The following is a 14,048-nucleotide window of genomic DNA, read 5'->3' as shown; positions in this document are numbered from 1 at the left end:
CGTCAACTCTGCCGGATCGGCTTCCGCCGTGGGGATCGGGTGTGCATCTGTTGGGACACGGTCCGTGTGCCTGTCCGACACCGGGTTCGCGGTGCAAGACTGGTACGCATGCCTGAGCTGCGGTCGAAGACCTCCACGCACGGTCGGACGATGGCCGGCGCCCGGGCCCTGTGGCGGGCCACCGGGATGACCGACGACGATTTCGGCAAGCCGATCGTCGCCATCGCGAACAGTTTCACCCAGTTCGTGCCGGGCCACGTCCATCTCAAGGACCTCGGCGGGCTGGTCGCCGAGGCGGTGGCCGAGGCCGGCGGGGTGGGCCGGGAGTTCAACACGATCGCGGTCGACGACGGCATCGCCATGGGTCACGCCGGCATGCTCTACTCCCTGCCCAGCCGGGAGTTGATCGCCGACGCGGTGGAGTACATGGTCAACGCGCACTGCGCGGACGTCCTGGTCTGCATCTCCAACTGCGACAAGATCACCCCGGGCATGCTGCTGGCCGCACTGCGGCTGAACATCCCGACGGTCTTCGTCTCCGGCGGCCCGATGGAGGCCGGCAAGACGGTGGCGATCGAGGGCGTCGTCCACTCCAAGATCGACCTGATCGACGCGATGGTCGCCTCCTCCAACGAGGCCGTCACCGACGACCAGCTCGACGCCATCGAGCGCTCCGCCTGCCCGACCTGCGGCTCCTGCTCCGGCATGTTCACCGCGAACTCGATGAACTGCCTGACCGAGGCGATCGGGCTGGCGTTGCCGGGCAACGGCTCCACGCTCGCCACCCACGCCGCACGCCGGTCGCTCTTCGTCGAGGCCGGCCGCACCGCCGTGGAGATCGCCAAGCGGTGGTACGACCACGACGACGCCTCGGTGCTGCCGCGGGTCGTCGCCTCCCGGGCGGCGTTCGAGAACGCCGTCGCGCTGGACGTGGCGATGGGCGGCTCGACGAACACGATCCTGCACCTGCTGGCCGCCGCCCGCGAGGCCGAGCTGGACTTCACCGTCGCCGACATCGACGCGATCTCCCGTCGCGTGCCCTGCCTGGCCAAGGTCGCCCCGAACTCGCCGCAGTACCACATGGAGGACGTGCACCGGGCCGGTGGCATCCCGGCCATCCTGGGCGAACTCGACCGGGCCGGGCTGTTGCACCGGGACGTGCACGCGGTGCACTCCCCCTCGCTCGACCAGTGGCTGGCCGACTGGGACGTGCGCGGCGGCTCGGCCACCCCGGAGGCGATCGAGCTGTTCCACGCCGCGCCCGGTGGTGTGCGGACCACCGAGCCGTTCTCCACCACCAACCGCTGGTCGAGCCTGGACACCGACGCCGCGAACGGCTGCATCCACGACCGGGAGCACGCGTACTCCGCCGACGGCGGGCTGGCCATCCTGCACGGCAACCTCGCGCCGGACGGCTGCGTGGTGAAGACCGCCGGGGTGCCCGAGGAGTGCCTGACCTTCCGTGGTCCGGCGAAGGTCTACGAGTCGCAGGACGACGCGGTGACCGCCATCCTGGCCAAGGAGATCGTCGCCGGGGACGTCGTGGTGATCCGCTACGAGGGCCCCAAGGGCGGCCCGGGCATGCAGGAGATGCTCTACCCCACCTCGTTCCTCAAGGGGCGGGGGCTGGGTCGGGCCTGCGCGCTGCTCACCGACGGCCGGTTCTCCGGCGGCACCTCCGGGCTCTCCATCGGGCACGTCTCCCCCGAGGCCGCCTCCGGCGGGCTGATCGCGCTGGTGGAGCCCGGCGACGAGATCGTCATCGACATCCCGAACCGGTCGATCGACCTGAACGTGCCGGCCGACGTGCTGGAGGCCCGCCGGATCGCCCAGGAGAAGCGGGACCGCCCGTACACCCCGGTCGACCGGGAGCGTCCGGTCTCCGCCGCCCTGCGCGCGTACGCCTCGATGGCCACCTCGGCCAGCGACGGCGCCTACCGCCGCGTCCCGGAGTGACTGACCGGCACGAGGGTGCGGGCGTGGGCGATGGCGGCCGGTGTGTCCGGGAAGACGAGGCCGTCGCCGCGTAGTCGGGCGGCCACGCCGAGGGTGTCCAACACCTGGTCGTGACCGGGCACGATGCCGGATAGCAGCACCGTGATGCCCCGCCCCTCAAGCCGTTGGATCGCATCGCCGAGAACGTGCGCGCCGGTGGCGTCGATGGTGGAGACCCGTGACATCCGCAGGATGACCACTCGGACGTCGGCGACGTCGGAGAGGCGGAGCAGGAAGGTGTGCGCGGCGGCGAAGAAGAGCGGCCCGTCGAGCCGGTAGGCCACGATGTGCTCCGCGAGCAGTTCCTGTTCCTCGGCGGTGTGCTCACCGGGGTCGAGTGGGACCTGTTCCAGCCGGGCGCTGCGGGCGACCGCGCGCAGCGCCACGACGACGGCCACGCCGACGCCGACGGCCACGGCGGTGACCAGATCCCAGACGACGGTGACGACGAAGGTGAGCACCAGCACCAGGGCGTCGCCCCGGGTGGCGCGGGCCAGCGCCCACAGCGATGCGGCCTCGACCATCCGCACGGTGGTGGCCAGCAGCACACCGGCCAGGGCGGCGAGGGGGATGCGGCCGACCAGCGGCGCGGCGACCAGCACGATCAGGGCGAGGGCCACCGCGTGGGTGAGCGCGGCCAGCTTGGAGACCGCACCCGCGCGTACGTTGACGGCGGTACGCGCGATCGCCGCGGTGGCCGGAATGCCGCCGAACAGCGGGGCGGCCAGGTTCGCCAGGCCCTGCCCGAACAGTTCCCGATCCGGGTCGTGCCGCTGGCCGACCGTCATCCCGTCGGCGACGGTGGCCGACAGCAGGCTCTCCAGCGCGGCCAACGCCGCCACCGCCAGCGCGGCGGGCAGCAGGACGCCGACCGCGCCGAGGTCGAGGAAGTCCAGTGACGGCGCCGGCAGCCCCTGCGGCAGCGCGCCGATCCGGAGCAGGTCGACCGGAGCGAGTTCGGCGAGCAGCGTGGCGGCGGCCACCGCGACGAGCGAGAACGGCAGACCGGGCCGCCACCTCGCGCCGATCAGCATCACCGCGGCGACGCCGAGGGCCACCGCGAGGGTGGCCGGCCGAGGCGCCACGACGAAACGGGTGACCGCGTCGGCGGCCACCGCCCAGACCCGCTCACCGTGGACGTCGGTGACCCCGAGTGCGGCGGGGACCTGTTGCAGGGCGATGACCACGGCGATACCCGCGGTGAAGCCCTCGATCACCGGCACCGGCAGGTACCGGACGAACCGGCCGAGGCGGGCGAGAGCCAGGGCGAGCAGGATCAGCCCGGCCAGCGCACCGACCATGAGCACACCGGTGGCCCCGTACTGCTGCACGATCGGCACCAGCACCACCGTCATCGCGCCGGTCGGGCCGGACACCTGGAGGTTCGACCCACCGAAGACGGCCGCCACCGCACCGGCGACCACCGCGGTCACCAGGCCGGCCTCCGCGCCGAGCCCCGAGGTGACGCCGAAGGCGAGAGCCAACGGCAACGCGACCACGGCCACGGTGAGCCCTGCGACGAGGTCCCGGCGGGGCGCGCGACGGACCGCAGACCAGTCCGCCCGTCCGGGCAGCAGCTCGACGAGGCGACGCCCGCCGGCCGCCACGACCGAACGGATCGCGGCAGCCGGCGCGGCCGAAGGGCTACTCATCCCGCCGGTCCGCCGGCACGCAGTTCGTCGAGGAGCGCGTCCCGGTCGGTGAGGACCGCGCCGAGGATCCGGCGTCCGGCAGCCAGCAGGTCGGCGACGTCGGGCGTACTGAGCGCGTACATCACCAGGGCGCCGTCGCGGTGCGAGGTGACCATCCCGGCCCTGCGCAGCACGGCGAGCTGCTGGGAGAGGTTCGACGCCTCGACGTCGATGGCGGAGAGCAGGTCACGTACCGGCTTGGGACCGTCCTGGAGCAGTTCCAGGACCCGGATGCGGACGGGGTGCCCGAGGGTGCGGAACAGTTCGGCCTTCGCCTGGTACAGCGGCACGGACATGCCTCAGCCTCCTCCACGCCCCGTCGGCGCACTGAAGACTTTAGCACTTGAAGAGTTCTTCAAATAGACATGGGTGCTCCCGGCCCGCGCCTCACCCCTGGTCGAACATCTGCCCGATGCGGATCTTGTTGCCGAACGGGTCACGGATGCCGAAGTCGATCCCGTACGGCCGTTCCATCGGCTCGTCGGTGATGTCGACGCCCTTGCCGACGAGTTCCTCGTACGTCTTGTGGGCGTCGTCCGTCGTCATGAACAGGAAGCCGCCGGCCGCCCCCTTGGTGAGCAGTTCGCGGACCTGCTCGGCGGTGGCCGGGTCGAGACTCGGCGGGCCGGGCTTCTCCAGCAGGACCTCGCGCTGGCGGTCACCGGGGACGTTCACCGTGAGCCACCGCATGAAGCCCAGATCCTGGTCGGTGTGCACCTCCAGGCCGAGCTTGCCCACGTAGAAGTCGAGCGCCTCATCCTGGTCGAGGACATAGACCTGGGAGCGGCTGATTGCGTTCATCGTCATGCCCGGAACGCTAGTGCAACGCTCTGACCTGCTGCTTATCCAAAACTGCTCGGCCTCGTCCACGCCTTGGTGAAGCAGTCCGGCACCGGCGCGGTCGGTGCGGTGCGCCGCTTGCGGTAGTCGGTGGGCGACTCGCCGACGATCTGCCGGAAGGTACGACTGAACGTCCCGAGACTGCCGAACCCGACCGCGTGGCACACCTCGGTCACGTCCTGCGCGGTGTGCAGGAGGAGGTACATGGCCCGCTCCACCCGACGCCGTTGCAGGTAACGGTGCGGTGTCTCACCGAAGGTCGCCCGGAAGGTGCGGATGAAGTGCGCCTCGGAGACGTACGCGATCCTCGCCAGCGCCGGGATGTCCAGCGGCTGCGCGTACGCGCGGTCCATCGCGTCCCGGGCGCGCAGCATCGCCCGGTTCGTCTGCTCGACCGCCCTGCTCATCTGCTTCCCGTCTCCACTCGACACGATGTCACGGCAGGTCATCGCCGTCCACGTCATCGTTCGACGGCGAGCGCGTCATGGTCACCGAGGTTCGTCTCGCCATGCCGGGCGGACGTTAGAGATCATGGACAGTTTCCGTGGGATGGCGACGGTGCCGGATGCGTGCGCGGCACGTGTTAGAAGGGGACCCCTGCTCTACCGGAGGCGTTAACAAGGGCCCCTTCCTTCCAGGTCGTTCACGCAGCGGAGCACCGGGCGGCGGGTGAGGGCGGTCGCGTCCAGGGGGGCCGACGACCGCACCACGAACGTCGTCGACTCGCCGGGCAGCAGCGTCACCAGGGCCTCATCGACCTCGGCGGACGGGTCGAGCCGGTCGGGATAGATGGTCAGGTCGCGCAGGAGGGTGCGGGCGGTGACGCGTACCCGCTGGGTGCCGTCGACCTCTTCCACCACGGCGTCGAAGGACGCGGTCGGCCAGCGGATGTCGCGGTCCTCGGCGAAGAACCACAGCGCCCGGTCGGTGCCGGCGTCCGCGACGAGCAGTTCCTCCCGAACCTCGTCCGGCCGGGTCAGCTCCGCCGACAACGGCACGGTCACCGTCGCGTACGCGGGAACCTCCAGCTCCAGGGTGGTCTTGGCGTGCGGCTCGCCGGCCAGGGTGAGCCGGGTGACGGTGGTCGACGCGCGCCACGGTCGGTCGCCGTCGTTGACCGCGACCAGGGCCAGGCCACCGTCGCGGGGCTGGACGGTGAGCAGGCGGTCGGCGTAGGCCCGGCGCAAGGCGTACCAGAGGGGCTTGCGGCGACCGTCGCCGTCGACGGCGGCCCACGAGGTGACCGGCCAGCAGTCGTTGAGCTGCCAGACGATGGTGCCCATGCAGTAGCCCCGGTGGGAGCGGAAGTGCTCGACCCCGAGCTGGATGGCGCGGGCCTGGTTGAGCTGGGTCAGGTAGTGCCAGTCGTCGAAGTCGCGCGGCGCGGGCAGGTGGGCGTCCAGTCCTCGGCGGAGCTTGAGGTCGCCGTCGGTGGCCTTCTGATGGTGCGCCATGCCGGGTGAGTCGTGGGCCAGCGGCTCGTCGGACAGGGCCCGCCGCAGCGTGGCGTACGCGGGTGGGGCCTGGTAGCCGAACTCGGCGACGAACCGGGGCAGGTGCTCGCGGTACTTCGTGTAGTCGTCGGTGTTCCAGACGTCCCAGATGTGCGTGGTGCCGTACGCCGGGTCGTTGGGGTGGACGTCCTCGCGGCCGGAGTACGGGCTGCCGGGCCAGTACGGACGGGTCGGGTCCAGCTCGGCGACGATCCGGGGCAGCAGGTCCAGGTAGTAGCCGTGTCCCCAGGTGCGTCCGGCGAGCGGCTGCTGCCAGTCCCAGTCGTGCCAGCCCCAGATGTTCTCGTTGTTGCCGGTCCACAGCACCAGCGAGGGGTGCCCGGCCAGTCGGGTCACCTGTTCGGCGGCCTCGGCGGCCACCTCGGTGCGCAACGGTTCCTCCTCCGGGTATGCCGCGCAGGCGAAGAGGAAGTCCTGCTGCACCAGCAGGCCCCGCTCGTCGGCCAGGTCGTAGAAGTCGTCGGACTCGTACCGGCCGCCGCCCCAGACCCGCAGCAGGTTGACGTTGGCCGCCTCGGCCTGGTCGAAGCGGTGTGCCAGACGGTCCCGGCTGACCCGGTGGGGGAAGACGTCGTCGGGGATCCAGTTCACCCCGCGCACGAAGATCGGCAGGTCGTTGACGTGCAGCGTGAAGGGGGCGCCCTGCGTGTCGGGGGTGGTGTCCAGGCGTACCGAGCGGAAGCCGACGCGCCGGTGCCAGTCATCGAGGGTCGCACCGCCCGGCCCGCGCAACGTCACCGTCAGGTCGTAGCGGGGTTGACCGCCGTGGCCGCGCGGCCACCACAGCTCCGGCTCGTCGACGCTGACGGTCAGCACCGCCGACCGCTCCCCCGCCGGGATCGTCGCCTCGGTCGTCACACCGGCCACCTCGGCGTGCACGGTGACCGGCACGTCGGTGGCGCGTTCGACCTCGACGTGCAGCTCCACCCGGCCGGTACCGTCCTCGACGGTGACCAGCGGACGTACCCGCGCCAGCCGGGCGGTGGACCAGCCGTGCAGGCCGATCTCCTGCCAGATGCCGGCGGTGACCAGGGTCGGGCCCCAGTCCCAGCCGAAGTTGCAGGCCATCTTGCGGATGAACTGGAACGGCTCCGGGTACGCGTTGGGCCGGTCGCCGAGCCGGTCGCGCTGCGCCTCGGCGTACCGGTAGGCGGAGTCGAAGCGGACCACCAGGTTGTTGTCCTCCCCGCGCAGCAGCGAGGTCAGGTCGAAGCGGTACGCGCGGTGCATGTTCTCGGTGCGGCCGACCTCGACGCCGTTGAGCGTGATCGTGGCGACCGTGTCCAGCCCCGCGCAGACCAGGTCGAGCCGCTGGTGGTCGCCGTCGGGCCGGTCGAAGGTGGTCTCGTACACCCAGTCGGTACGACCGATCCAGGCCAGCGCGGTCTCGTTGTCGTCCAGGTACGGGTCGGGGATCAGCTCCGCCGCCAGCAGGTCGGTGTGCACGCAGCCGGGGACGGTGGCCGTCACCACCCGGCCGTCGACCTCCGGCGGCACCTGCGGGCCGGGCAGCGGACGCAGGGTCCAGCCGTCGTGCAACGGCAGGCGCTCCGGCCGGTTTCCCCGTACGTCGCTCAAGACTTCACCGCGCCTTCCATGTCGCCCCAGAAGTTGATCGTCAGGGTGATCTCACTGCTGGAGCTGCCGATGGTGCTGCGTCCGCCTGAACCGGATAAGCCAGGCCACCGTAAGGGCGCACCCTTACGGTGTCAACGGCCCGTTACGGACAGCGTCTTCCGGTGATCCGCCCGTCGACTGGATCGAACGAGTGACCGCGCCGGCGGGCCGAACGCGCCGCTGTCGGACCGACACCGGGACAGCAGCGGCCGACCGGTAGCGTTGGTGCCCGACGCCCGCGCCCCCGCCCGGCGGGCAGTCAGAGCGACCAGGAGGAAGTACGCCGGTGAAGCGGCCCACCATCGCGGACGTCGCCCGCCGGGCGGGGGTCTCCAAGGGCGCGGTGTCGTACGCGCTCAACGGGCAGCCGGGAGTCTCCGAGGCGACCCGGCAACGCATCCTCGCCATCGCCGCCGAGATCGGCTTCAGCCCGAGCAGCGCCGCCCGGGCACTGTCCGGCGCGACCGCCCGCGCGATCGGGCTGATCCTGGCCCGACCGGCGCAGACGCTCGGCATCGAGCCGTTCTTCATGGAGCTGATCAGCGGCGTCGAGGTGGAACTCTCCGCCCGCTCGTACGCGCTGACCCTCCAGGTGGTGGCCGACCAGGACGCCGAGATCGCGGTCTACCGGCGGTGGTGGGGCGAACGGCGGGTCGACGGCGTGCTCGTCTGCGACCTGCGCACCGACGACCGACGGGTGCCGGTGCTGGAGGAGTTGCGCCTGCCCGCCGTGGTGATCGGCGGCCCCACGGGCACCGGCAGGCTGACCAGCGTCTGGTCCGACGACGCGGCGGCGCTGGTGGAGACCGTGGAGTACCTGTACGCGTTGGGACACCGGCGGATCGCCCGGGTCGGCGGCCTGCCCGACCTGCTGCACACGGCGACCCGCACCCGGGCGTTCGGTGAGGTCTGCCAGCGCCTGGGGCTGGCCGAGGCGGTGACGGTCTCCTCCGACTACACCGGGGAGGAGGGCGCCCGGGCCACCCGCCGGCTGCTCAGCTCCCGGGTCCGGCCGACCGCGGTGATCTACGACAACGACGTGATGGCGATCGCCGGGCTCTCGGTGGCCCAGGAGATGGGGCTCACCGTCCCGGCCGAGCTGTCCATCGTGGCCTGGGACGACTCGCCACTGTGCCGGCTGGTGCACCCGCCGCTGACCGCGCTCGGCCGGGACATCCCCGCGTACGGCGCGCACGCCGCCCGACACCTGCTCCAGGCGATCGAGGGCGCGGCGGCGGTGGTCGTCGAGGACGAGACCGCGCACCTGACCCCGCGCGGCAGCACCGGCCCACCCCCGTCCCGCACATGAACCGGTTAAGCAACATCCATCGTCAACGCGACGTGGACGGGAACTCCTCGAAGTACGCCTCCACCCGTTCCGCAGTCGCCGGGCGGGCGAGCTCGAAGCCCTGGCCGTAGCGGCACCCGGCCCGCTGCGCCCCGTCGACCTGGTGGGCGGACTCCAGTCCCTCCGCGACCACCTCCAGCCCGAGCCGGTCGGCGACGGTGACCACCACATCCAGCAGCGGCCCGGCCTGGTCCCCGCTCGGGACCACCAGCTCCGGACCGACCTTGAGCAGGTCGATCGGGAGCCGCCGCAGTTGGGCCAGGGAGGCGTGCGCGGCCCGGAAGTCGTCCAGGGCGGTCCGGATGCCCATCGACCGCAGGCCGGCCAACCGGGCCACCACCGTCGACAGCTCGGCACCCACCCGGGGGTCGGACACCTCGACCACGAGCTGGTCCGGCCCCACCCCGTACGCGTCCAGCACCGCCGCCGTGCGGGGCACGAAGTCCGGCGAGGTCAGCTCCCGGGTGGTGACGTTGATCGACATCCAGAGCCGCCGACCGCCGCCGGACCAGTGCGCCAACTGCCGGCAGGCCCGGTCCAGCACCCAGACGCCCAGCTCGCCGACGATGTCGAGGTCCTCGGCGACCGGCAGTAACTCCGCCGGGAACACGGTGCCCAGCACCGGGCTGCGCCACCGCAGCAGCGCCTCGGTGCCGACCGGCGAGCGGTCCGCCAGATCGACCACCGGCTGGTAGACGAGGTCCAGCTCACCCCGGGCGACCGCGCCCGGCAACTCCCGTTCCAGGTCCAGCCGGCGGACCAGTTGCTCCTCCAGGTAGGCGTCGTACCACTCGACCCGCTCCCGACCGAGTTGGGCGGCCCGCCGCCGGGCCAGATCCGCCTGCCGCAGCATGTCCTCACCACGGCCGGGGGTGAGTTCGGCCAGCCCGACGCTCGGTCGCACCCGCAGCACCGCACCGGCCACCTCGTACGGGCGGCGCAGCTCGGCGATCAGGCGGCTGCCCAGCGCGTAGGCCAACAACGGCCCGGCGGCGGTGACCACCGCCAGTCCGCTGCCGGCCAGGTCGAACACCTCGTCGTCGGCGGTCACCACGGTCCGTGCCCGGCGGACCGCCTCGGCCGCCACGTCGTCGCGCAGCGCCACTGCGGGCAACTCGCTCAGGTGCAGGTCCACCACCAGCAGAGCACCGTGATCCGGCCAGTTCGCCAGCGCCCGCAGCAGACCGGCCCGGCCGTCCGGCCCCCGGCTCTCGGCGGTCACCGGCTCCGGTGCGGGCGGGGCCGGCTCCGGCGACGCCGGAAGGTTCTGCGCGCTGCGGACCAGTTCCCGTGCCACCAGCGGCGGCACCGCGGCGACCGCGAGCAGCACCGCCGTGTTGTCCAGCAGGAGACCGGCCTGCAACTGGTGGACCACGGCGAGCACGACGGCCGTGGCCGGGACCACCACCACCGGCCAGGCCCGGGCCGTGCGATTCTCCGGTTCGGCTCCCGCCCGCACCACCTGCCGCATGCCGGCCGCGACGAGCAGGGCCCCGGCCACCAGCGGGCCGACCGCCAACAGCGCCACCCGGCCGGCACCCGCCGGCAGCACCGTCAACAGCACCAGCGCGAACAGCACGGCCGACGCACCGGCCCGGCAACGATTGACACCACCCGCACGCTGGGCACCGGCCAGCACGAGCAGCACGTCGACCGCCAGCACGCCCGACGCCACCGACGCGACCAGCCGCACCGACGGTGCCGTGCCGGCGTAGGGCAACAGCAGCCAGGCGACGAGCACCAGCCAGACGCCGGGCGCGGCGGCGTCCAGCACCCGCAGCAGCCGGACCCGCCACGGAGGTCGCGGCGGCCGGGGCAGGCTCCACAGGCCGCTGACGAACAGGACGGTGGTGCCGAGGAGTCCGACCGTCGCGGCGGTCGGCCGCTGCCCCACGGAGACCAGCGGCAGGACCGCGGCGGTCAGACCGGCGGCCACCACGGCACCGTGCAGCAGGGCGGCGGCGCGACGGGGCCGGGCCGCACGACGACGGGCCAGCCTGCCGCCGTCGCTGGGCCCGGACGACACGTCGGTGCCGGTGGCGAGCCGGGACAGGCGGACGCCCGCCAGCGTGGACCCGGCCGCACCGGCGAGCGCCACCACCGCCAGGGCCGGCACCGCACCGGCCGCGCCGGCCACGACCAGCAGCACGACCGACGCGAGTACGCAGGACTCCGGCAGGAACGGTGAGCGGACGCCGGCACGGAACACGGCGGCTCGGAACACAGACGCGACGGGCACGACGGTCGCCTTCGTGAGGGGGCACTGGGGCGGTGCGGCGGTGCGTGGGCGGCGACAGGTGAGGTCCACCGCCCAACATCGATGAACGAGTCAGTTCAACGCGAGTGACGGCCAGTCGACAGTGAGTCCGGTCACGTGCCCCGCCGGCGGGGACGACCCGCTGCGGGCGGCGTCCGGCCTGGTGCGATCATCGGGACATGGCTCGCTCCGACACCACCCGGTTCCGGCACAACCAGGCCATCCTGGTGGCCGCGATCGTCGCCACCATCGGTGCCCTGCCGCTGGCCGGCGCCCGTTCCTACCTGCTGCCGGTGCTGCTGGTGCCGCTGGCGGTGGCGGTCTGGGCGTGGCGGGCCGGCACCGACGCCGACCTCGCCGGGCTGCGCCTGCGCGCGCTGGCCGGGCAGCGTCGGATCCCCTGGGACCAGGTGGCCGAGCTGGGTGCCGATCCTCAGGGCCGGGCGGTCGCCCGGCTCGACGACGGTGAGCAGCTCCTGCTGCCGGCCGTCCGCCGGGAGGACCTGCCCCGGCTGGTGGCCGCCGCCGGCCGGGGTGCGCCGGAGACGGCTCAGTAGCCGTCGACCACCACGTTCTCCGGCCGCTCACCGGCGGCGAATCGACGGATCTGCGCGCCGACCAGCCGGTAGGCCCGGGGCAGCAGTCCACGTACCGAGCCGGCCACGTGCGGGGTGATCAGCACGTTGGGCAGCCCCCACAGCGGGTGGTCGGCGGGCAGCGGCTCCGGGTCGGTGACGTCCAGCGCGGCGGAGATCCGACCGGTGGACAGCTCGGCGAGCAGGGCGTCGGTGCGAGCCACCGGCCCTCGCGCGGCGTTCACCAGCAGCGCGCCGTCCGGCATCGCGGCCAGGAACTTCTCGTCGACCAGGCCCCGGGTCCGATCGGTCAGCGGGACCAGCAGCACCACCACGTCGGCGTGCGGCAGCAGCTCGGGCAGCTCGTCGACGCCGTGCACCCCCTGCTCCGCGCGGGCCGTCCGGGTGACCAGCGTGAACTCCACCTCGAAGGGCGCGAGCCGGTCCCGTACGGCGGTGCCGATCGACCCGGCACCGACGATCAGGACCCGCTTGCCGGCCAGCTCGTCGGTGGGCGCCACCTCGTCGTACGCCCACCGCCGCTCGGCCTGGGCGCGGATCATCTCCGGGAAGGCCCGCAGTCGGGACAGGATCGCCGAGACCACCCACTCGGCGGTGGACGGGTCGTGCACACCCCGGGCGTCGCAGAGCATCACGCCGTCCGGCACCCGGCCGGCCCAGGCGTCCGCACCGGCCGAGAGCAGTTGCACCACGGCCAGGTCCGGCAGCTCGTGCGCGAACGGGACGGTCTCCCGGGTGGCGAGGAAGGGCGGCACCCAGAACCGGACACCCGCCACCGACGAGGGCGGTCTCGCCGGGTCCTCCATCGTCTCGACGGTGATCTGCGGCGGCAGCTCACCGAGCAGGGCGTGACCGGACTCGTGCGGGATCCATACCTTCACGCCAGCCGACGATAGACCCGTCGTCCGTACCGCCACCGGGGCGGGGGTCCGCCGACCTCCACGCCGACAGACACAGCGGGCTAGGCTCGGGCGGGTGAGCGCTCCCCCGTACTCTCCGGCCCGTCGGGTCCGCGGGTTCCTCGCGGCCTCCTGCACCGCGCTGCTGCTCGCGGCCTCCGGGTGCAGTCTCGGCGAACCGGAACCGGACCCGGCCGGCGAGCCGCCGAACCTGCCGACCCCGTCGGCCAGCGCCGCGGGCGGCGGCCAGGAGGTGGTCGCCACCGTGCTGGCCCAGGGCCTGCGGGTGCCGTGGGGCATCGCCTTCCTGCCCGACGGCGGGGCCCTGGTCACCGAGCGCGACAGCGGCCGGATCGTCCAGGTCGGCCCGGAGTCGAGCCCGGACGGGCTGAGGATCACCGAGCGGCAGACCGTCGACGACGTGGTCGCCTCCGGCGAGGGCGGCCTGCTGGGCATCGCCGTGTCGCCTCAGTTCGCGCAGGACAACACGGTCTTCGTCTACTACACCGCCGATCGGGACAACCGGATCGCCCGGATGCGGCTGGGCGAGAAGCCCACCCCGATCCTCACCGGCATCCCCAAGGCCGGGGTCCACAACGGGGGCGGCCTGGCCTTCGGCCCAGACGGGCAGCTCTACGCCAGCACCGGCGACGCCGGGGACACCGACCAGTCGCAGGACGTCAAGAAGCTCGGCGGCAAGATCCTGCGGATCACCACCGAGGGCGAGCCCGCCCCGGGCAACCCCTTCCCGAACTCCCCGGTCTGGTCCCTCGGCCACCGCAACGTGCAGGGCATCTCCTGGGTCGGCGACCGGATGTACGCGGTGGAGTTCGGCCAGAACACCTGGGACGAGATCAACCAGGTGACCAAGGGCAAGAACTACGGCTGGCCCGAGGTCGAGGGACGCGGCGGCGACAAGGAGTACGTCGACCCGATCGTGCAGTGGTCCACCGACGAGGCGTCCTGCTCCGGCCTGGCCGCCGGTGAGCGGCTGCTGGCCACCGCCTGCCTGCGCGGGCAGCGCCTCTGGCTGGTCGAGCTGACCGACACCGGCACCGTGCTCGGGCAGCCGCAGGCGCTGCTGACCGAAGAGTACGGGCGGCTACGGGCGATCGCCGCCGCGCCGGACGGCTCGTTCTGGGTGGGCACCTCGAACCACGACGGACGCGGCCGACCCGCACCCGAGGATGATCGCTTGTTGCGGCTTGTTTTCGCAGGTGGCGGCGCCGGGCGAAGCTGAGGCATTCTCGACACGCAGCACCTCGGGTTTGCCAAGATCCTCAGGCGGGCA

11 protein-coding genes are annotated in these 14,048 nt (G+C 72.7%); 4 read left to right on the top strand and 7 right to left on the bottom strand.

What is annotated here, in order from left to right; translation table 11 throughout:
- The first annotated feature begins 108 nt into the window (after window positions 1-108).
- Window positions 109-1,956, top strand: coding sequence for a dihydroxy-acid dehydratase (ilvD, locus tag ACQVFL_RS06625; protein WP_396691789.1), 1,848 nt, complete (start codon window positions 109-111; stop codon window positions 1,954-1,956).
- On the opposite strand, the gene ACQVFL_RS06620 is transcribed toward ilvD, so the two are convergent.
- From ACQVFL_RS06620 to ACQVFL_RS06600, 5 genes are all read right to left on the bottom strand, one after another.
- On the bottom strand, window positions 1,935-3,647 hold the full coding sequence (locus ACQVFL_RS06620; RefSeq protein ID WP_431728959.1) for a SulP family inorganic anion transporter: 1,713 nt from the start codon (window positions 3,645-3,647) through the stop codon (window positions 1,935-1,937). The genes ilvD and ACQVFL_RS06620 overlap by 22 nt on opposite strands.
- The gene (locus tag ACQVFL_RS06615; RefSeq protein WP_396691791.1) at window positions 3,644-3,982 is read right to left on the bottom strand and encodes an ArsR/SmtB family transcription factor; all 339 of its coding nucleotides are present in this window, start codon (window positions 3,980-3,982) and stop codon (window positions 3,644-3,646) included. Before ACQVFL_RS06615 ends, ACQVFL_RS06620 begins: the two co-directional genes overlap by 4 nt.
- Before the next feature lie 91 nt (window positions 3,983-4,073).
- Entirely contained in the window at window positions 4,074-4,493 is a 420-nt protein-coding gene (locus tag ACQVFL_RS06610) for a VOC family protein (protein ID WP_396691792.1), read from the bottom strand.
- A 35-nt stretch (window positions 4,494-4,528) separates the two neighbouring features.
- Window positions 4,529-4,933: a helix-turn-helix domain-containing protein gene (locus ACQVFL_RS06605; protein ID WP_431728958.1), complete on the bottom strand. Its 405-nt coding sequence runs from the start codon at window positions 4,931-4,933 to the stop codon at window positions 4,529-4,531.
- A gap of 207 nt (window positions 4,934-5,140) precedes the next feature.
- Window positions 5,141-7,618 carry a glycoside hydrolase family 2 protein gene (locus ACQVFL_RS06600; protein WP_431728957.1) on the bottom strand — a complete coding sequence of 826 codons (2,478 nt, stop codon included), beginning with the start codon at window positions 7,616-7,618 and terminating at the stop codon, window positions 5,141-5,143.
- Window positions 7,619-7,943: 325 nt separating this feature from the next.
- On the opposite strand from ACQVFL_RS06600, the gene ACQVFL_RS06595 reads away from it, so the two are divergent.
- Window positions 7,944-8,966 (top strand): LacI family DNA-binding transcriptional regulator, encoded by a 1,023-nt coding sequence (locus tag ACQVFL_RS06595; protein WP_396691795.1) that lies wholly within the window; start codon window positions 7,944-7,946, stop codon window positions 8,964-8,966.
- Window positions 8,967-8,988: 22 nt separating this feature from the next.
- Here ACQVFL_RS06595 and ACQVFL_RS06590 read toward each other — a convergent pair whose 3' ends face one another.
- Window positions 8,989-11,244: an EAL domain-containing protein gene (locus ACQVFL_RS06590; protein WP_396691796.1), complete on the bottom strand. Its 2,256-nt coding sequence runs from the start codon at window positions 11,242-11,244 to the stop codon at window positions 8,989-8,991.
- 197 nt (window positions 11,245-11,441) lie between these two features.
- Between ACQVFL_RS06590 and ACQVFL_RS06585 the strand changes: the two genes are divergently transcribed.
- Window positions 11,442-11,819 (top strand): PH domain-containing protein, encoded by a 378-nt coding sequence (locus tag ACQVFL_RS06585; protein WP_396691797.1) that lies wholly within the window; start codon window positions 11,442-11,444, stop codon window positions 11,817-11,819.
- On the opposite strand, the gene ACQVFL_RS06580 is transcribed toward ACQVFL_RS06585, so the two are convergent.
- Window positions 11,813-12,739 (bottom strand): 2-hydroxyacid dehydrogenase, encoded by a 927-nt coding sequence (locus ACQVFL_RS06580; protein ID WP_431728956.1) that lies wholly within the window; start codon window positions 12,737-12,739, stop codon window positions 11,813-11,815. The two genes, ACQVFL_RS06585 and ACQVFL_RS06580, sit on opposite strands and share 7 nt — an antisense overlap.
- Window positions 12,740-12,833: 94 nt before the next feature.
- Here ACQVFL_RS06580 and ACQVFL_RS06575 point away from each other — a divergent pair, with 94 nt between their 5' ends.
- Window positions 12,834-13,997, top strand: a complete 1,164-nt coding sequence (locus ACQVFL_RS06575) for a PQQ-dependent sugar dehydrogenase (RefSeq protein WP_431728955.1) — start codon at window positions 12,834-12,836, stop codon at window positions 13,995-13,997.
- Window positions 13,998-14,048 lie beyond the last annotated feature (51 nt).

The organism is Verrucosispora sp. TAA-831, from assembly GCF_050780145.1.
In the GTDB taxonomy this organism is placed as follows: domain Bacteria; phylum Actinomycetota; class Actinomycetes; order Mycobacteriales; family Micromonosporaceae; genus Micromonospora.
The sequence above is the reverse complement of the archived record's forward strand: the minus strand, read 5'-3'. Positions and strand labels throughout refer to the sequence as shown.

Excerpts from the sequence above, each read along its gene's own strand:
- ilvD (WP_396691789.1), top strand. The coding sequence starts at position 109 with ATGCCTGAGCTGCGGTCGAAGACCTCCACGCACGGTCGGACGATGGCC.
- ACQVFL_RS06620 (WP_431728959.1), bottom strand. The coding sequence starts at position 3,647 with ATGAGTAGCCCTTCGGCCGCGCCGGCTGCCGCGATCCGTTCGGTCGTG.
- ACQVFL_RS06615 (WP_396691791.1), bottom strand. The coding sequence starts at position 3,982 with ATGTCCGTGCCGCTGTACCAGGCGAAGGCCGAACTGTTCCGCACCCTC.
- ACQVFL_RS06610 (WP_396691792.1), bottom strand. The coding sequence starts at position 4,493 with ATGACGATGAACGCAATCAGCCGCTCCCAGGTCTATGTCCTCGACCAG.
- ACQVFL_RS06605 (WP_431728958.1), bottom strand. The coding sequence starts at position 4,933 with ATGAGCAGGGCGGTCGAGCAGACGAACCGGGCGATGCTGCGCGCCCGG.
- ACQVFL_RS06585 (WP_396691797.1), top strand. The coding sequence starts at position 11,442 with ATGGCTCGCTCCGACACCACCCGGTTCCGGCACAACCAGGCCATCCTG.